An 18,645-nucleotide genomic window follows, 5' to 3' on the forward strand; every position below is an offset into this window, starting at 1 on the left:
AATCGAGTCCCGATGGCCAGACCTGCGCGCCCCCCAGCTGACACTCCAGAGTCCGACCTTTCTCGATTGGTCGACCTGGTCCGTTCCACCGTCCCGCCGATCCACCCGGCCGGGCTGCCGTTCGTCGGCGGCGCCCTCGGCGTCGCCCTGATCGGCCGCCACAAGCGCTGGGTCCGGGCTGCCGGTCTGGCCGCGGCCGCCGCGTGTGCCGGGTTCTTCCGGCATCCGTCGCGGACGCCACCGAGCCGGCCCGGCGTCGTCGTCGCGCCGGCCGACGGGCAGGTGACGTTGATCGACGAGGCCGTGCCGCCCGCCGAACTGAACCTGTCGGACGAGCCGCTGCCGCGGATCAGCATCTTCCTGTCGCTGTTCGACGCGCACGTGCAGCGCGCGCCGGTGGCCGGTGAGGTGATCACGGTCAAGTACAAGCCGGGCCAGTTCCTGTCCGCCGACAAGGCCGAGGCCAGCGAGAACAACGAGCGCAACAGCATCTGGCTGCGCACCGCCGACGGCCACGATGTCGTCGCGGTGCAGCTGGCCGGGCTGCTGGCCCGCCGCATCGTGTGCAACACCCACCCGGGTGCGCACCTGGCACTGGGCGAGACCTACGGCCTGATCCGGTTCGGCTCGCGGCTGGACACCTACCTGCCCAAGGGCTCGGTGATCGGCGTCGAGATCGGGCAGCGTGCCATCGGCGGCGAGACCGTGCTGGCAGAGCTGCCCACGCCGACCACCGGGTCGCCGGAATGAAACCCCGGATCAAGACTCCGCAGGTGAGCCTGCGGAAGCTGGTCCCCAGTGCCCTGACCGTCGCCGCCATCTGCCTGGGCCTGACGGCGGTCAAGTTCGCTCTCGACCACCGCCCCACCGAGTCCATGGCGCTGCTGGCGGGTGCGGCGATCCTCGACGCGCTCGACGGCCGCACGGCCCGCATGCTGAACGCCACGTCCAAGATGGGCGCCGAGATCGACTCGCTGGCCGACGCGGTGAACTTCGGTGTGGCGCCGGCGTTCATCGTGTACGCCACCCTGCTGGAGCACAACACCTCGCCGCTGGCCTGGATCGTGGTGCTGCTGTACGCGGTGTGCATCGTGCTGCGGCTGGCGCGCTTCAACGCCATGCTCGACGTGGAGGGTCCCGCGTTCGAGAAGGAGTTCTTCACCGGCATGCCGGCCCCGGCCGGCGCGATCGGCGCCATCGGCCCGCTGGCGGCCAAGATGCAGTTTCCCGGCCCGTGGTGGGATTCGCATTCGGGTCAGGTGTTCATCTGCGTCTGGCTGATCGGCGTCTCACTGCTTGTGGTCAGCACCGTCCCGATGCGCAAGGTGCACACCTTCGCCATCCCGCCGAACATGGCGTTGCCGCTGCTGGCGCTGCTCGCGATCCTGGTGGCCGCCTCGGTGATGTACGGCTACATCGTGATCCTGGCGATCATCGTGGCGTACGTACTGCACATCCCGTTCGCCATCCGGACCAAGGCGTGGCTGCGTGAGCACCCTGAGGTGTGGGATGACAAGCCCAAGGAACAGCGGCAGGCGCGCCGGGCCATCCGCCGGGCCCAACCGCGGCGTACCGACCGCGGCCAGCGCCGCTCCACGGCCCGGCTCCGGTTGCGTAGGCCCGGACCGCGGCGATGACGCCTGCGGACGCGAGGAGCAGTCGGGCACCTGCGGACGCGAGGAGCGATCAGCCACCGGCTGTGCAGGCCGCATCCGATCCGTCCGGTGCGCAGCTTCAGCTCACCGCCCGCCTGAACACCTCGGCACTCGACGCCCGTCGCGGCGTGGTCATGCTGCACCCCGAAGCGATTGCCGCCCTGGGCATCCGCGAGTGGGACGCGGTGTCACTGACCGGTACCCGGACCACCTGTGCGGTGGTCGGCATCGCCGCCGCCGGGACTCCCCCGGGCACCGCTCTGCTCGACGACGTGACGCTGTCCAATGCCGGGGTCCGGGCCGACTCGCCAGTGCTGGTGTCACCTGCGACGGTGTACGGCGCCCGCTCGGTGACCGTCAGCGGCTCCCGGCTGGCCAGTGGCTCGATACCGCCCGCGACGCTGCGAATGGCATTGCTGGGCAAGGTGATGACGGTCGGCGACACCGTCTCGCTGCTGCCGCGCGACCTCGGCCCGGGTACCTCGACGTCGGCGGCCACCTCGGCGCTGGCCACCCAGGTCGGTATCACCTGGACTTCGGAACTGCTCACCGTGACGGCCGTGGATCCGGCCGGCCCGGTGAGTGTGCAGCCGAATTCGGTGGTCACGTGGGGCGACGCGAGCGTCGTCACCGCGGCCGCGCAGCCGGTGATCTCTCCACCGGAAACCGCTGCCGCCCAAGCTCTTTCGATCGACGATCTCAAGGGCGTGCACGCCCAGGCGACGCGACTGACCGAGTGGCTGAAGCTGGCTCTCGACCAACCCGAACTACTCGAAACCCTGGGCGCCACCGCCAATCTGGGTGTCCTGGTGTCGGGGCCCGCAGGCGTCGGCAAGGCCGCCATGGTGCGGGCGGTGTGCGCCTCCCGCCGTCTGGTCGAACTCGCCGGGCCGGAGGTCGGGGCACTGCGGGCCGAGGACCGGCTGGCCGCCGTCACGGATGCCGTCCGGTCTGTGCGCTCACCCGATCAAGGCGGCGGCGTGCTGCTCATCACCGACATCGACGCCCTGCTGCCCACGGTCGCCGAGCCGGTGGCCACGTTGATCCTGGCCGAGCTGCGCAAGGCCGTCGCCAGCCGGGGCGTGGCGTTCATCGCGACCTCCGCCGTGCCCGACGGCGTGGATGCCCGGTTGCGTGCGCCTGATCTCTGCGACCGCGAGTTGGGGCTGACCCTGCCGGATGCGGCGACCCGTAAGGCGCTGCTGGAAGTGCTGCTGAGGTCGGTTCCGGCGAAGGAGCTGAACCTCGACGAGATCGCCGAGCGCACACCGGGATTCGTGGTCGTCGACCTCTCCGCGCTGGTACGCGAGGCCGCGCTGCGGGCGGCGGCACGAGCCAGCGTCGACGGTGCCGAGCCGGCATTGAGGCAGGACGATCTAGCCGGCGCGCTGTCGGTGATCCGGCCGCTGTCCCGGTCGGCGACCGAGGAGGTCGCGGTCGGGTCGGTGACCCTCGACGACGTCGGCGACATGGTGGCCACCAAACAAGCGCTGACCGAAGCGGTGCTGTGGCCGCTGCAGCACCCGGACACCTTCGAGCGGCTCGGCGTGGAGCCGCCGCGCGGCGTGCTGTTGTACGGCCCGCCCGGCTGCGGCAAGACGTTCCTGGTGCGGGCCCTGGCCAGCTCCGGCCGGTTGTCGGTGCACGCCGTCAAGGGCGCGGAGCTGATGGACAAGTGGGTGGGTTCGTCGGAGCGTGCCGTGCGCGAATTGTTCCAGCGTGCACGCGATTCCGCGCCGTCGCTGATGTTCCTCGACGAGATGGACGCACTGGCGCCCCGGCGCGGCCAGAGCTTCGATTCCGGCGTCACCGACCGCGTGGTGGCCGCGCTGCTCACCGAGCTCGACGGCATCAATCCGTTGCGCGACGTCGTGGTGGTGGGCGCAACCAACCGGCCGGACCTCATCGACCCCGCGCTGCTGCGACCCGGCCGGCTCGAGAAGCTGGTATTCGTCGAGCCGCCTGACGCCGACGCGCGTCACGAAATCCTGCGTACCGCAGGCAAATCCATCCCACTGGCACCCGACGTCGACCTCGGCGAGTTGGCCGGTGAGCTCGACGGCTACAGCGCCGCCGATTGCGTCGCACTGCTGCGCGAGGCGGCATTGACCGCGATGCGCCGGTCCATCGACGCGGCTGACGTGATCGCGGCCGACATCGCCACGGCCCGGGAGGCGGTACGGCCGTCACTGGATCCCGCTCAGGTGCAGTCTCTTCGGGAGTTCACCGACGGGCGCTAGGCTCGGACCATGGCAACTGAGGGGCGGTACGCCAAGGGCGCGGCCAAGCGCGCGGAGATCCTCGCCGCCGGACTGGCCGTGCTCGAACGCGACGGCGAAGCCGGCACTTCGATGCGCGTGGTCGCCAAGGAAGCCGGCATCAGCCTGGCGGGGCTGATGCACTATTTCCCGACCCGCGATGCCCTCCTCACCGAAATCCAGCGCGACGGCGACGCCAAATTCGAAGAGTGGTACCGGAATTCGGATGTCGATGTCGACCCGGGCGAGCTGCTCGCACAGGCCATGGCGGCCAAGGTCGCCAAACCCGGGTTGGCGACCCTCTACCTTTCGCTGGTCGCGGCCGCGGCGCTCGACCCGTCGCACCCCGCCGCGGCGTATCTGACGGAGCGCTACGAGCACATGCGCGACCTCATCGCCGACTACGTGGCGCGGCGGCAGGCCGCGGGCGACATCCCGTCGCACGTCGATGCCAATTTCGCCGCATCGGCGCTGATTTCGGCGACCGACGGCATCCAGTTCCAGTGGATGTCCGACCCGTCCATTGACATGGCGGACCACGTCCGCGCCGTCTGGCAGAAATTGCTTGCGTAGCAGCGCTCAGCGCGGCGGATCGCCCCGCCACCGAAAGCTGTTGACGTACTTGCCCATATCCGCGGCGAGTTCCAGGCTGGCCCCGGTCGGCGGACCGGAGTGGGTGCCGAATTCGTGGAACGGCCCGGCCGCCGCGGCGATGAGGGCCAGATCGTCCTTCACGGCCACCATCACCAGAATGCGGGTCCGGGAGGCGACGACGTTCTGGCCGTCCGGCCAGTCGTCGGCCGCCACGCCGTAACCCGGGTGATAACCCACCAAGGTGTTGGGCACCTCATAGGCCACCCGCGAGTCGGGGTAGGCGTCCATGAGCAGCGTCATCGTGACGTCCTTGGCGTCGCGCCCCCGTGCCGGCTCACCCCACAGCCGCATGACGCCACCGCCGCCACCGGTGTATTGCGCTGTCACCCCGGTGTCATCGGTGGTCACCGAATAAGCCGTTCCTTCAGCAGGATACGAGACGGTGAACGCACCGTCGGCAGCGGTGAAGGTGGGATTGATCGCCACCGGCTTGCCCATCAGCGGGTGACCGCAATTGGGCGGGCACTCGTACCGGGCCACCGGCGTGGTCGTCGCGGCGGACAGGCCGACCAAGCCGAGGGCCAGCACGGTGACAACCGTGGTCCAGGTCGCCACCAGGCGCGGCACGGACAGCACGCGCACCGCCCGTGCGCCGTCGTCCCCGGAATCTTCGTGCCGCAACGTCAACTGCAGGACCAACCGCAGCAGCAGCACTGCCAGTACGGCGAACCCGAGGTGCCAGGTCACCTTCGCCCATTGCGAGATGCCCGCCGAGTCCTCGTCACCGAGCCACATGTGCGCCAGCATGGGAACGACGGCGATCAGCACCACACGCCACCAGACCCGGCGGCCACGAGGCCGGAACCACAGTGCGGCGCCGAGCATTCCGGCCGAGGCAGCCGCGGTGACGGGCATGGTGAGTCCGCGAATCCCGGCCTCGATCAGCAGATCGGCCAACGGCTGGTCACGGTCGACCAATCCGGATTCCAGCTGTGCGACCATCCGGACGGTGACCGTCGCGGCTGTCAGGCCGAGGGCGCCTGCGGCGCCGATCACATAGCCGTACAACGCCTTTCGATCACCCGGGCCGAACATTCGGACGAGCAGCGCAGGCGCTATCACCAACAGCGCCTCCACCGCCGAGAGGCCGGCCTCAACGGTCCGCAGATGCACTGCGGCGACGCCACTTTCAAGTGGGACCCCATAGGCGTGCGACACCGCCATGCCGGACCCCAAGGCGAACGCGACGCCGAATCCGGCACCCAGCGCCGCGCTGACGTACAACCGGATGAGCTCCGGCCGGCGGTAGCCCAGCTGCCGGACGTAGAGCGCGAACAGCAGCGGAAACCCCACGGCCACAGTCGAGATGAACAGACCTGGGAGCCGCAGCGCCGAAGCCCCGGTCAACCAGGCCACCAGCAGGGCGAAGCCGACCTGGAACGGCCGGCGGCCGCTCTCCGGAAGCCGCGGGAACAGCGCACTCACCAACCCGATGCCGCTCATCCGGTTGTCCCCTGGGCCACCAGCAGGCTGCGCGCCAGCTTGTCTACATCGGGTGTGCCCAGGCCGGTCACCGAGTCGAAGCCGGGGCCGGCCATCGCCACCGCGTTGCCGCCCACGGTGACATCGTGGAACGCCGGCAGCCGGCCGACCCGCTGCACCCGGTACAGCAGCGGATTCAGATCGCCGAGCAGTCGTCCGCCGTTGCCCAGCAGGTATTGGTCGATCACGGCGGCCATCCCCGCCCAGATCGGCGCGGACATCGAGGTGCCGCCGGCCAGAACCGTTTCGCCGTCGAAGACCATGCGTGCCCCGGTGAAGAAGTCCGCGACCGCGGAGACATCCGGGATGAGTCGCTTGTTGCGGCCGCGGTCCGACGGCACGCCCCGTTGCCATCCCGGACGGTCGAACAACGCGGACACTCCGCCGCCGCTGCCGTGGGTGAGGGGCACGTCGAACCAGGCCTGCTCACCGAGCCACTGGCCGCGTTCATCGGTGGACAGCGTGGTGCCTCCGACGGCCGTCATCTCCGGCACCGAAGCCACCGAATCCAGTCCGATGTCGTCGATGCTCGGCGGTGCCGACCAGTCCTGCCCGCCTTTGCATTCCAGGCCGGCCAGGTCACCGCTGGCGTCGAAGGCGGTGGTGCCGCTGCGGTGTGCCCGGGCCAGCGCCGAACGCACCGGCGCCAGATCGGCAGCGGTCAGCATCTTGTCGCAGCCCCATCCGATCGACAGGCTCCATTCGGCGCCGGGGAACCGCCGGTCGACCGCTGCCATCATCTCGCCGATCTTGCGGTAGGCGCCGTCGCCCGACACGGTCGGCCGGGCGTTCACGTAGACGGTTCGGGCATCGGGCGCAATGGCGTGGGCCATCTCGAGATCCATCGTGGTTTCGCCCGTGCGCTCCGATGGCATGTCTCCCACCACGATGGGCGTGAAACGCGGCAACTGGTTCAGTTCGGCGAACTTGTCGAGATCAGATTGCTCGAAGCCGTCGAAGCCGAAGACGACGATGGTGCGTCCCTTGCCGGTGTAGCCCTGATCGGTCAGCGGAAACACGTTGTAGGACCGGCGTAGATCCTGGGCCGTCAATCCGCCGGCGGGGACGTCGCGCGGCATGATCCACGGACGCGACTCCCGGAACGGCGTATAGCCGAGGAGCCTGCCGAAACCACTCAACTCGGCCACCAGCGACGGCGGTAATTCGGGTTGGCTCGTTGCGGCATAGAAAGTCTGCCCTCGGCGCCCGCGGTAGTCACGGACGTCGAGGCGCAGCGCTGCCGCCATCGCACGGGCCGCGCCTTCGACGGTCGCCCAGTTCTCGCCGGGGCGCCACTGCACGGAAAGCCCTGCGGCCCTGGCCCATTGAATCAACCCATCGGGCCGGACGGCATGGGCCAGCGCCGCAGTCAGTTCGACGTGCGCTGCCGCCGACGGGCCCAGATCAACCGAAGCCGAGAGCAGATGCGCCAGTGGACCGGACACGGCCAGCTGGCCACCCCGCTCAGCAGCTGGGCCGGCGGACACCAGCGTTGTCAGCCCGACTGCTACCAGTACCGCGCCGATGCGCCGTACGGCGCATCGGCGACCTACTGGAATGGGGCTCCCGCTTCTAGTGCGGGGCGGTGATGACGTTGCCCGGCAACGCCGTCTGCGGACCCGGAGCCTTCACCGTCGGGGAGAACGAGTTGCCACCCTTGGTCGGGCCGCCCTTCTCGCTCGGGGTGACCGGCGACGACGAGGCGGGTGCCGACGTCGTGGTGGTGGTCGAGGTCGTGGTGGTCGGCTCTTCCTTCGCCTTCTCGCCACACGACGAGAGCAGGCCCATGGCGAGTCCGGCGGTCACGGCGAGGCCGGCCACCATCTTCTTGCGGGTCGAGTGCCGAACGGTCATACCGGTTCTCCTTAGTCCATTCCGTTCGCCCCGACAGCCGCAGCTACGAAGAAACGGGCATCGCGATCGTAATCCCGATTCGCTTCTCACAGCATACCGATCCAGATGGCTCAGCGTTGGGACATCTAGCCCAGATATAGGACATCGATGGTTGCTGGCAAACCGTTTGAGTCAGCTCTCGGCCAGTTCCGCGAGCCGCGCCAGTGATGCCTGCAGCCAGTCGGCGGAGGTCTGCCTGGCCCGGTTCAGCCGCTTCTCGTCGGTCAACGCCGTCCAGTCGTAGGTATGGGTGACGCGGGTGCGCTGGTCGTCGATGGGCTCGAGTTCCCAGCGCCACAGGTGCCCCGGCTGCGGCAGTCCTGGTTCGGACGGCTTCCATGCGATACGCCGGCCCTCGTCGAACTCGACGACGTGGTTCTCCCGTTGGGCACCCAGGGTCAGGCCCATGACGAACACGTCGCCCACCGCGCGCACGCGTTGCCCGGCAGCCGCCTCGGCCAGGTTGTTGTTGCCGTCCCAGCGCGGCTGCTGGGCGGGATCGGCGATGAGTTCGAAGATCCGCGCTGCTGGGGCGGCGATGTCACGGCTGGCACTGACGACTCGAATTTCGTTGTCCACGAGTCGTATTCAACCCTATGTCGGCAGTCGCCGGTTGATGAACAGCGCCGAGATCACCGCACAGGTCAGCGCGAACACACCCAGCCGCAGCCACGCGGTGCCACCGGGTCCGCGAATGATCTCGTAACCGATCTGCTGCTGGATGGCGTCGTAGCTCTTGTTCAGGTCCTCGATCTTCGCCGCCGTGTACATCTGCCCGCCGGACAGTTCGGCAACCCGCTTCATCGTGGTGTCGTTGACCGGAACGTTGACGCTCTGATCGTCGATCTTGATCTTGCCGCCCTTGGTCCCGAACGCGATCGTGGAGATCGGGGTGTCCGACTCCTTCGCGGTCCGCGCCGCGGTGTACGCGCCGTGCGGGCTGTCCGGGTTGCCCGGCCGGTTCTCCGCGCCGTCGGACAGCAACACGATGCGTTTCGGGGGCTTGTCGGTGTTACCACTGCCACCCAGCACGTCGGCCAGTGTCGAGATGGCCCGCAGGGCCGCGAAGATGCCGTCGCCGGTCGCGGTGCCGTCGTCGACGGTCAGGTGGTCCAGGGCGGTGATGGTCGCCTGGTGGTCGGGTGTCGGCGACACCAGGAGGTTGGTGTTACCGGAGAACGTGACCAGGCCCAGGTTCACGCCGGGGGTCAGCTTCTTCGAGAACTCCTTGGCCGCGTCCTTCGCCGCTGCCAGCCGGCTCGGCGAGACGTCGTCCGCCTGCATGGAACGGGAGACATCCATCACGAGCATGATCACCGCGCGGTTGCGCGGGGTCTTGATCTCGTGGGTGGGCGCGGCCAGCGCGACGGTCAGGGACAGCAGCGCGGCCACCGAGAACACCATGGGTATGTGCCGCCAGCGCGACGGCTGCAGCGGTACGACATCGGTCCGCGGTTGGTCGCCGGCATAGCTGCGCAGCCGGCTGGCGCGGTTGCGCTGCGCCGCCAGATACACCGCCACCAGGGCGATGGGCAGCAGCGCGGTCAACAACAACCAGGGGTGGGCGAAGCCCGACAACGACACCGATCCGATTCCCGGCAGGTTCATCGGCGTCCCGTCGCGTTCGTCACCATAAGTGGAAAGTGTAGGAGTCGGTGCGGTGGGCGCCCGGTAGCGGGCCTGTGGCCTGCGAGAACCGCCAGACCACGGCAGTCACAGCCGCCCCGTAAGCTGGCCGAACCCTCCCCCGTCGCTACGCTCGCCCCAACGGACCGTCCCCGACACCTGCCGGAGGCCCATGCTCACCGTTCTGTACGTGCACGCGATCGCCACCGTGCTCGCTCCGTTGTTGGTACGACACTGGGGACGGCGGGCGTTCTATCCGCTTGCGCTGGCACCCGCCGGCTCATTGATCTGGTTGGCCCTGAACTGGCCCGGCACGGGCGCGCAGACCCTGCACATCGACTGGGTGCCCCAACTGTCCATGGACATCACGCTGCGACTGGATTCCCTGGCGGCGATCATGTCGGTGCTGGTCCTGGGCGTCGGCACCCTGGTGCTGCTGTACTGCGCGAATTATTTCGACCACGCCGATGGCCACACCGAGAACCGGCTGCCCAGCTTCGCCGCCGAACTGGTCGCGTTCTCCGGCGCCATGTTCGGACTGGTCTGCAGTGACAACACGCTCCTGCTGTACCTGTTCTGGGAGCTGACGACCGTCCTGTCGTTCCTGCTGGTCGGCCACTACGCCGAGCGCGCCGCCAGCCGGCGCGCCGCGACCCAGGCGCTGCTGGTCACCACTTTCGGCGGGCTGGCCATGCTGACCGGCATCATCATGCTGGGCACGCTCGCCGGCACCTACCGGCTGTCCGACCTCGTCGCCGGCGCGCCGACCGGCACCACCTCATCGGTGGCGGTCGTACTGGTGCTGATCGGCGCACTGTCCAAATCGGCCATCGTGCCCATGCATTTCTGGTTGCCGGGCGCCATGGCGGCGCCGACACCGGTCAGCGCCTACCTCCACGCCGCGGCCATGGTGAAAGCCGGGGTGTATCTGATCGCCCGCATGACACCCGGCTTCGCCGATCACCAGCCGTGGCGGCCGACGGTCGTGGCGCTGGGGCTGGCGACGCTGGTGCTGGCCGGTTGGCGCGCCGTCCGCGAGTACGACCTCAAGCTGATCCTGGCCTTCGGCACGGTGAGCCAGCTCGGGCTGATCACCGTGCTGGTCGGCGCCGGCGGCGGCGACCTGATGTTGGCCGGCCTGGCCATGCTGTGCGCGCATGCCATGTTCAAGGCCGCGCTGTTCATGGTGGTCGGGATCATCGACCACGCGACCGGCACCCGCGACATCCGGAAACTGGCCTGGCTCGGCCGCCGCAGCCCCGTGCTGTTGGGCATCGCCGTCGCTGCTGCCGCCAGCATGGCCGGTCTGCCACCGTTCTTCGGCTTCGTCGCGAAGGAAGCGGACTTCGAAACCTTGTGGCACAGCCCGACGTTGGGCGCATCCGCCCCCTTTGTGCTGGCGACCGTGGCTTTCGGTTCGGTGTTCACGACGATCTACAGCCTGCGGTTCTTGCATGGGGCATTCGCGCGAAAGGGCAAGGAAGAGCCGACCGTTCGCGTCGCCGAGATGCACCGTCCCAGCCTCGGTTTCCTGCTCCCGCCGGGCGTCCTGGCCGCCGCGGGTCTCGGGTTCGGGCTGCTGCCGAACGCGCTGGACCATGCCATCGCGGACTACACCGCGACCATGCCGGGCAGCGCCGGCTACCACCTGGCCCTGTGGCACGGCGTCAACCTGCCGCTGGTGTTGTCGGCCGTGGTCCTCGCTTCCGGCGCGGCGGCATTCGGCTTGCGGCACCGGCTCGAACGCTTCCGGCTGCCCTATCTGCCGCTCGGCAACGCCGACCGAATGTACGACGCGGCGATCCGCGGCGCGGACCGGTTCGCCGTGCGGCTGACGGCATTCACCCAGCGCGGATCGATTCCGACGACGCAGTCCATGATCCTGTCCACCCTCGCCGTGCTGCCCATCGCGGTACTGCTGCTGGGCGAGCGCGACCAGCCCGAACTGCGGTGGTGGAACTCGCCGCTCCAGGTGGTCGTGGGCCTGATCGTGCTGGCGGCGGCCATCAGCGCGACGGTGATGCGCAACCGGCTGGCGGCGGTGCTGGTGGTCGGTGTCACCGGCTACGGCTGCGGCACGCTCTACGTCTTCTACGGAGCGCCGGACCTGGCCCTCACCCAATTCCTGGTCGAGACGCTGACTTTGGTGGTCTTCCTGCTGGTGTTGCGCACCCTGCCCGCCGAATCCGACGCGACCTACATGAAGCGGCACCGGCTCCCTCGCGCCCTGCTGGCCATCGCCGTCGGCTCGTCGGTCACCGCGCTGGCCGTCTATGCCATGGCCGCCCGGGGCACCCGGCCGCTGGCCGAACTGCTGCCCGACGCGGCCTACTACCGCGGGCACGGCGCCAACACCGTCAACGTGTTGCTGGTGGACATCCGGGCCTGGGACACCCTCGGCGAGATCTCGGTGCTGCTGGTCGCCGCGACCGGCGTAGCGTCAATGGTGTTCCGGCACAGGCGTTTCGGCTCGGCGCCCCGGGTACCGAAGGACCACCGGCCGACGCCCTACATCACCTGGCTACGGGGCAGCGACCTGCGCGATCCACGGCACCGCTCGCTGGTGCTCGAGGTCGCGACGCGCATGATCTTCCCGCTCATCATGGTGCTGTCGGTGTACTTCTTCTTCGCCGGGCACAACACTCCGGGCGGCGGTTTCGCCGGCGGCCTGACCGCCGGCCTGGCGTTGGTGCTGCGGTATCTGGCCGGCGGCCGCTACGAACTGGGCGAGACGCTGCCGCTGGACGCCGGGAAGATTCTGGGCGCCGGGCTCACCCTGTCCGCCGGGACGGCGACGGCCTCGCTGCTGCTGGGCGCTCCGGTGCTGTCCAGCGCAGTCGTGAAATTCACGCTGCCCCTGCTGGGTTCGGTGAAGGTGGTGACGACGCTGTTCTTCGATCTCGGCGTGTACCTCATCGTCGTGGGCCTGGTGCTGGACATCCTGCGCAGCCTGGGCGCCAAGGTCGACGAAGAGTTGTACGCACCCCGTGAGGCGGCCACCCGATGACGACCTATCTCGTACCCCTCGTTCTCATCGGCGGGCTCACGAGCACCGGCGTGTACCTGCTCCTCGAGCGCAACCTGACCCGGATGTTGCTGGGCCTGTTGCTGATCGGCAACGCGGTGAACCTGCTGATCCTGGTGATGGGCGGAGACTCCGGCAATCCGCCGGTACGCGGCCGCACCAGTCAGGGTCAGACCGGGACCGCCGATCCGCTGGCCCAGGGCATGGTCCTGACCTCCATCGTCATCACCATGGGCGTCGCCGCGTTCGTGCTGGCGCTGAACTATCGGGCCTACCGCCTGACCACGGTCGAAGAGGTGGGCGACGATCCCGAGGACAGCCGCGTGGTGCAGTTGTCGACCACCGACGCCCCCGCGGTCGAGGAGGACCGCGCCGCACCGTCCGTCGTCGCCGATGCCGACGCACCAGCCGAACTCGACGCGTTGCCAACCGAAACGGACCAGACGTGACGACCGGCGCGGTGCTGGCGCCGCTGCCCGTCCTCATCCCGATTCTCGGCGCCGCCGCGACGTTGTTGGCGGGGCGCCGGCCGCGGCTGCAGCAGCTCGTGGCACTCGTGGCGCTCGCCGCGACGACGGCGGTCTGCGCGGCCCTGGTCTACGTCGTCGACCACAGCGGCACCGTCGCGGTCCACGTCGGCGGCTGGGGCCAGACCGAACCCGGGATGGGGCCCCTCGGAATCGTCCTTGTCGTGGACCGGCTTTCGGCCCTCATGCTGGTGGTGTCCGCGATCGTGCTGCTGGCGGTGGTCTGGTACGCCGTCGGGCAGGGTATCCGCGACGGCGGTGACGAGCAGCCGGTGTCGATCTTCCTGCCGACCTACCTGGTCCTGTCGGCGGGCGTCTGCATCGCGTTCCTCGCCGGCGATCTGTTCAACCTGTTCGTCGGCTTCGAAGTGCTACTGGCCGCCAGCTTCGTGCTGCTGACAGTCGGCGCCAGCGAGGAAAGGGTGCGGGCCGGCATCGGCTACGTCATGGTCTCCATGGTGTCGTCGGTGATCTTCCTGATCGGCATCGCGCTGATCTACGCGGCCACCGGCACCCTGAACCTGGCCGAGCTGGCGAACCGGCTCGACGGCATCACGCCCGGCACGCGCGCGGCGCTGTTCGCGGTGCTGCTGGTGGCATTCGGCATCAAGGCGGCGGTGTTCCCGCTCTCGGCATGGCTGCCCGACTCCTACCCCACGGCCCCCGCACCGGTCACCGCGGTGTTCGCCGGCCTGCTCACCAAAGTCGGTGTGTACGCGATCATCCGGGCCCACACCCTGCTGTTCCCCGGTGGCTCACTGGACGGCGTACTCATGGTCGCGGCGTTGTTGACCATGTTGATCGGCATCTTCGGCGCCATGGCCCAGAGTGACATCAAGCGGCTGTTGTCCTTCACGCTGGTCAGCCATATCGGTTACCTGGTGTTCGGCATCGCGGTGTCCAACCGCATCGGCATGGCCGGCGCCATCTACTACGTCGCCCACCACATCGTCGTGCAGACCACGCTGTTCCTGGTGGTCGGGCTGATCGAGCGGCAGGCCGGCGCATCGACGCTGCAACGCCTCGGCGGGCTCGCCGGGGCCAGCCCGCTGCTGGCGTTCGTGTTCATCATCCCGGCACTGAATCTCGGTGGCATTCCGCCGTTCTCGGGGTTCATCGGCAAAGTGGCATTGCTGCAGGCGGGCGCGACGAGCGCATCGGTCCTGGCTTGGGCGCTAGTCGCCGGCTCGGTGATCACCAGCCTGCTGACGCTGTATGTGATGGCGCGGGTGTGGACGCTCGCGTTCTGGCGGGCCCGCGCCGACGCCCCCGAGGGCATGCTCTCCGCGGCGGCCCCGGCTGGCCTCTTGGAACCGGTCGCAGACGTGGCCGTCGACGACCGGCCGGACGTCGGCCGGATGCCCGTCAGCATGCTGGCCCCGACCGCGGTTCTCATCGGGGTGGGTCTCGCCCTCACGGTGTTCGCCGGGCCCATCTTCGGGTTCGCGGAGCGGGCCGCCGACCAGGTGACCGACCGCGGCCAGTACATCTCGGCGGTGTTGACGCCATGAGGCAGTGGTTACCGCGTATCGGCATCCTGGTCTGGCTGACGGCCGTGTGGGTCCTGTTGTGGGGCAACATCTCCGCCGCCAACATCGTCGGCGGTCTCGCCGTGGCTCTGCTGATCACTGTGCTGTTGCCGCTGCCGCAGGTGCCCGTCGCGGGCCGGCTCCACCCGCTCTCCCTCGCGCAATTGACACTCAAGGTCGCCTACTACCTGGTGCTGTCCTCGGTGCAGCTGGCCTGGCTGGCGATCAGACCCGGCCCCCCACCGCTGACCGCGGTGTTGCGGGCCCGGCTCGCCCTCAAGTCGGATCTGGTGCTGGCATTGGCGGTCAACGTCATCAACCTCATCCCCGGTTCGATCGTGCTCGAGATCGACCAGGCTCGCCGGATGATCTACGTCCACGTCCTCGATGTCGGATCCGAGCGGGCGGTGCAGCAGTTCCACCGCCAGATCGCCGAAGTGGAGCGCTTGATGATCGCCTCATTCGAACGTGAATCCCATTGGCAGCCTTTGGAAGCGGACCCCGCATGAACACCCTCTGGACCATTGCTGCGGTGATGCTCGTCGCGGCCGCGGCCATCACGATGTTCCGGCTGCTGGCCGGTCCCGGCACCCTGGACCGGCTGGTCGCACTGGACACCTTCGTCGCCGTCACCATGTGCGGCATCGGCACCTGGGCGGCCTACAGCCTCGACACCACGGCGACCTACAGCTTGACGGCGCTGGCGCTGATCACCTTCGTCGGCTCCGTCAGTGTCGCCCGGTTCCGCGTCCGCGACACCGATACCGAAACCGGAACAGAGCCGCCACGATGAACTTCTTCGACGCTGTCTCAGGCGCTTTGGTGCTCGGTGGTTCGGCGCTCGCACTGACCGCGGCCATCGGTGTGGTGCGTTTCCCCGACACGTTGTCGCGGTTGCAGGCCGCCAGCAAGCCGCAGGTGCTGGGGCTGCTGTTGGTGCTCACCGGCGCCGGGCTGCGGCTGCGCGGCCACGCCGACGTCGGCATGCTGATCCTGGCCGGAATGTTCACTCTGATCACGGCTCCGGTTGTGGCGAATCGGGTGGGCCAGCTGGCCTATCGTGAGCAGAGTTTCCGCGACGACCTGTTGATCCGCGACGAATTGGACGACCATGGCGCGAACTGACGACGACTCCTGGGACATCACAGAGAGTGTGGGCGCCACCGCCCTCGGCGTGGCCATGGCCCGGGCCGCCGAATCCGCTTCGGAGCACCCGCTATTCGACGACCCCTACGCGCAGTTGTTCATCGACGCCGCCACCGCGTCCGGCTGGTCATCACCGTTCTCCGGCGCTGATGCCGGTTCGGCGCAGGCCGAACGGATTCGCATGGTGTGGGCGTATGCCGCAGCCCGCACCAAGTGGTTCGACGAGTTCTTCGCATCGGCCGGCGCCGCGGGCATTCGTCAGGTGGTGATCCTGGCCGCGGGGCTGGATGCGCACGCCTGGCGCCTGGCCTGGCCGGACGGCACCGTGGTTTTCGAGATCGATCAGCCGAAGGTGTTGGCGTTCAAAGAGGAGACGCTGGCCGCCCACGGCGCCCAACCGGTCGCCCGGCAGGTCGCCGTCCCGATCGACCTCCGCCGGGACTGGCCGGAAGCCTTGCGACAGGCGGGCTTTGACGCCACCCGTCCGACCGCGTGGCTGGCCGAAGGTCTGCTGCCGTATCTACCGGCGGAAGCACAGGACCTCTTGTTCGAGCGACTGCACGAGCTCAGCACGCCGGGCAGTCGGGTCGCGGTGGAAGGTTTCGGCGCGGACTATTTCAGCGACGAGAACCAGCGGATCCGCAAAGCCCGGATGGATGCGATCCGCGAGGAAGCCGCCAAGGCCGGTCAGCCGATGACCGATGTGTCCGAGCTGTTCTACATAGAACCGCGAGAGGATGTCGCCGAGTGGCTGACCCGCCACGGTTGGCACGCCAGGGTCGAGACCTCCGCCGAGGTCACCGCCCGCTACAAGCCAGAGGTCACCAGCGACGTGCCGGACATCGGTAGCGAGTTCGTCGACGCCGAGCTCAGCTGAACTTGATCTTCACCTGTTGGCCGCTGACGTCGGCGGTGGTGCCGGTGACGTACGAGGTCAACGTACCCCGCTTGGTCCCACCGCTGCGCCCCTGTCCGCTCACGTCGTAGTGCACCTCGCCGGAAATGCGTACTTCCATGCGGTATTCGTCCAGATCGCCGATCTTGACGGCGCTCATGTCGGGCTGGCCCCACGTGACGGTGCCGTCGACCAGTTCTCCGTCGCTGATCTTCACCGGGCAGGGTGACGGCGGCACCAGAGAGCGCGACGCCGAGCAGCTGCCGTACGCCGCGCTGAGCAGCTTGGCGATGGTCTTGGTGCCGTCGTCGTTGAGCGCAAACTTCGGCTGCAGGTAGGAGCTGGCCGAATATCCTTCGATGGCGTCGAGCAGCAACGGCTTGCTGTTGGTGACCGACACGTACGGACTGGTGCTGCCGAGTTCCAGGAAGCCCGGGAAAACGTAGATCGCCGACTCCTCACTGATCTCCTTGCCGAACACCGTCATCGTCTTACGCGCGGCGTTGTCGGAGCTGCTGAGCGACGACAGATCGAGCTTGACGGCGGCGTGGGCCAGCTGCCACTTGTCGCCGTCCTTCTTCACATTGATCGTGGCGTCGGAGTTCTTGTCGCCGAACTTGGCCGCCACATGCACGTCGGCGCGCCCGATCGACGCCATGGTCTTGTCTTCGTTCAGGATGCGGATGTCGCTGATCGGCCATTCGGCGATCTGCTTCTTCAGCACGTCGCTGGAGAGGAATTCCTTCGAGGCGGGCTGGTCACCGCTGAACGACAGTGCCGTGTCGGCGTCACCATTCGACAGCGCTTCCAGGTAGCCCTTGACGACCTCGCTGGCCGAACTCGAGCGGCTGCTGCCGCCAGAGCCGAACGAGTCGTACACGTAGTAGATGCCGCCGCCCAGGACGACGAGCACCACCACGATGGCCGCGATGATCAGCGGCACCTTGCTCTTCTTCGGCGGGGTGACGAACGGCTGGGCGCCGTAGCCGCCCGGTGCCGCTGGCGCCCCCGGCCAGCCCATCGGGGGCGTGCCCGGAGCGCTCGGCGGCTGGCCCCAGCCCCCGGTCTGCGGCGCGGCCGGTTGGCCCCACGCCGGTGTCTGGGTCTGACCCGCCGGCGGCTGGCTCAAAGGCGGCGGCGTCTGCTGCGGCCAGCCCGGCGCGGCCGGAGGCCTGGTCTGGTGAATCGCCGTCTCTTCTTCGTCGGACGACCTACCGCTCCCCTGCCAACCCGTCATCAGCCCGCCCCCTTAACACAAGAAACTGTGTCCAGCATAAGCGGTGCCGCACTCCCCTCGCTGCGCGGAATGGCCGGACCCGCTAGTCCTCCGACAGCTGGAACTCCACCATGGCCGTGATGCTCTCGACCGCTTCGTCCAGCGCCTCCAGCCGGGCCGCGGCGTTCGGGGCGGCCAGCACCGAATACTTGTCGGCCTGGCCGATCGGCAGCAGTGAGGCCAGCGCGTACAGCCGTTGTCCCACAGCAGGTTTGACGGTCCTGGCCAGGATCGAGTCGCGATCACGCAGGCGCGCGCCCTGTGCCGACGCGATGCGCTGGAACAGCGCGATGATCCGGTCCTCGACCGCCACGATCGACGATTCAGGTACCACCGGCCCGGGCTCGTCGGGCCACGTCTCGATCTCGGCCCGCGGATACGGCTCATCGTTGTGCCACTGCACGATTCGGATGCGGTCCGTCACGCTGCAGTTCAGCATGTACTGCCCGGCCCCCTGTGGCTGGCACCGGTCGATGCGCGCCAGCGCCCCGACCGAGCACCGGGCCTCACCCCCGCCGACCTCGCGGCCGGCCGAGATCAGCACCACGCCGAACACCTGGTCCGCGGCGGCCATACAGTCCCGCACCAGTTCGCCGTACCGCGGCTCGAAGATGCGCAGCGGTAATTGGTCACCGGGCAGCAGCGTGGATTCCAGCGGGAACATCGGCGTGATGGTCAC

The 18,645-nt window shown here is 68.7% G+C and carries 18 protein-coding genes; 11 read left to right on the top strand and 7 right to left on the bottom strand.

Annotated features, from left to right (window positions below):
- The first annotated feature begins 12 nt into the window (after positions 1 to 12).
- From ACX12F_RS24665 to ACX12F_RS24680, 4 genes are all read left to right on the top strand, one after another.
- A complete protein-coding gene (locus ACX12F_RS24665) occupies positions 13 to 750 on the top strand; it encodes a phosphatidylserine decarboxylase (RefSeq protein ID WP_459366900.1) in 738 nt (245 codons plus the stop codon).
- The gene (locus ACX12F_RS24670) at positions 747 to 1,637 is read left to right on the top strand and encodes a CDP-alcohol phosphatidyltransferase family protein (protein ID WP_459366901.1); all 891 of its coding nucleotides are present in this window, start codon (positions 747 to 749) and stop codon (positions 1,635 to 1,637) included. Before ACX12F_RS24665 ends, ACX12F_RS24670 begins: the two co-directional genes overlap by 4 nt.
- 62 nt (positions 1,638 to 1,699) lie before the next feature.
- Complete coding sequence (locus tag ACX12F_RS24675; protein WP_459366902.1) at positions 1,700 to 3,895, top strand: AAA family ATPase; 2,196 nt, start codon at positions 1,700 to 1,702, stop codon at positions 3,893 to 3,895.
- Positions 3,896 to 3,904: 9 nt separating this feature from the next.
- Complete coding sequence (locus tag ACX12F_RS24680) at positions 3,905 to 4,486, top strand: TetR/AcrR family transcriptional regulator (RefSeq protein WP_459366903.1); 582 nt, start codon at positions 3,905 to 3,907, stop codon at positions 4,484 to 4,486.
- A gap of 6 nt (positions 4,487 to 4,492) precedes the next feature.
- Here ACX12F_RS24680 and ACX12F_RS24685 read toward each other — a convergent pair whose 3' ends face one another.
- From ACX12F_RS24685 to ACX12F_RS24705, 5 genes are all read right to left on the bottom strand, one after another.
- Complete coding sequence (locus ACX12F_RS24685) at positions 4,493 to 6,010, bottom strand: zinc ribbon domain-containing protein (protein WP_459366904.1); 1,518 nt, start codon at positions 6,008 to 6,010, stop codon at positions 4,493 to 4,495.
- Positions 6,007 to 7,608, bottom strand: a complete 1,602-nt coding sequence (locus ACX12F_RS24690; RefSeq protein ID WP_459370494.1) for a S53 family peptidase — start codon at positions 7,606 to 7,608, stop codon at positions 6,007 to 6,009. The genes ACX12F_RS24685 and ACX12F_RS24690 overlap by 4 nt, the downstream gene beginning before the upstream one ends.
- 13 nt (positions 7,609 to 7,621) lie before the next feature.
- Entirely contained in the window at positions 7,622 to 7,903 is a 282-nt protein-coding gene (locus ACX12F_RS24695; RefSeq protein WP_459366905.1) for a hypothetical protein, read from the bottom strand.
- 171 nt (positions 7,904 to 8,074) lie between these two features.
- On the bottom strand, positions 8,075 to 8,521 hold the full coding sequence (locus ACX12F_RS24700; protein ID WP_459366906.1) for an SRPBCC family protein: 447 nt from the start codon (positions 8,519 to 8,521) through the stop codon (positions 8,075 to 8,077).
- 15 nt (positions 8,522 to 8,536) lie between these two features.
- Complete coding sequence (locus ACX12F_RS24705) at positions 8,537 to 9,550, bottom strand: VWA domain-containing protein (protein WP_459366907.1); 1,014 nt, start codon at positions 9,548 to 9,550, stop codon at positions 8,537 to 8,539.
- A gap of 190 nt (positions 9,551 to 9,740) precedes the next feature.
- Here ACX12F_RS24705 and ACX12F_RS24710 point away from each other — a divergent pair, with 190 nt between their 5' ends.
- From ACX12F_RS24710 to ACX12F_RS24740, 7 genes are read left to right on the top strand one after another with little or no spacing between them, the layout of a single operon-like run.
- A complete protein-coding gene (locus ACX12F_RS24710; RefSeq protein WP_459366908.1) occupies positions 9,741 to 12,575 on the top strand; it encodes a Na+/H+ antiporter subunit A in 2,835 nt (944 codons plus the stop codon).
- A complete protein-coding gene (locus tag ACX12F_RS24715; RefSeq protein ID WP_459366909.1) occupies positions 12,572 to 13,042 on the top strand; it encodes a Na(+)/H(+) antiporter subunit C in 471 nt (156 codons plus the stop codon). Before ACX12F_RS24710 ends, ACX12F_RS24715 begins: the two co-directional genes overlap by 4 nt.
- A complete protein-coding gene (locus ACX12F_RS24720; protein WP_459366910.1) occupies positions 13,039 to 14,631 on the top strand; it encodes a Na+/H+ antiporter subunit D in 1,593 nt (530 codons plus the stop codon). The genes ACX12F_RS24715 and ACX12F_RS24720 overlap by 4 nt, the downstream gene beginning before the upstream one ends.
- On the top strand, positions 14,628 to 15,158 hold the full coding sequence (locus ACX12F_RS24725) for a Na+/H+ antiporter subunit E (protein WP_459366911.1): 531 nt from the start codon (positions 14,628 to 14,630) through the stop codon (positions 15,156 to 15,158). Before ACX12F_RS24720 ends, ACX12F_RS24725 begins: the two co-directional genes overlap by 4 nt.
- Positions 15,155 to 15,442, top strand: coding sequence for a monovalent cation/H+ antiporter complex subunit F (locus ACX12F_RS24730; RefSeq protein WP_459366912.1), 288 nt, complete (start codon positions 15,155 to 15,157; stop codon positions 15,440 to 15,442). Before ACX12F_RS24725 ends, ACX12F_RS24730 begins: the two co-directional genes overlap by 4 nt.
- The gene (gene mnhG / locus ACX12F_RS24735) at positions 15,439 to 15,774 is read left to right on the top strand and encodes a monovalent cation/H(+) antiporter subunit G (protein WP_459366913.1); all 336 of its coding nucleotides are present in this window, start codon (positions 15,439 to 15,441) and stop codon (positions 15,772 to 15,774) included. The genes ACX12F_RS24730 and mnhG overlap by 4 nt, the downstream gene beginning before the upstream one ends.
- A complete protein-coding gene (locus ACX12F_RS24740; RefSeq protein WP_459366914.1) occupies positions 15,761 to 16,672 on the top strand; it encodes a class I SAM-dependent methyltransferase in 912 nt (303 codons plus the stop codon). Before mnhG ends, ACX12F_RS24740 begins: the two co-directional genes overlap by 14 nt.
- Here the strand turns inward: ACX12F_RS24740 and ACX12F_RS24745 are convergent.
- A complete protein-coding gene (locus tag ACX12F_RS24745; protein ID WP_459366915.1) occupies positions 16,665 to 17,927 on the bottom strand; it encodes a hypothetical protein in 1,263 nt (420 codons plus the stop codon). The genes ACX12F_RS24740 and ACX12F_RS24745 overlap by 8 nt on opposite strands.
- Positions 17,928 to 18,009: 82 nt before the next feature.
- Entirely contained in the window at positions 18,010 to 18,645 is a 636-nt protein-coding gene (locus tag ACX12F_RS24750) for an LON peptidase substrate-binding domain-containing protein (RefSeq protein ID WP_459366916.1), read from the bottom strand.

The organism is Mycolicibacterium sp. HS_4_1 (assembly GCF_054515875.1).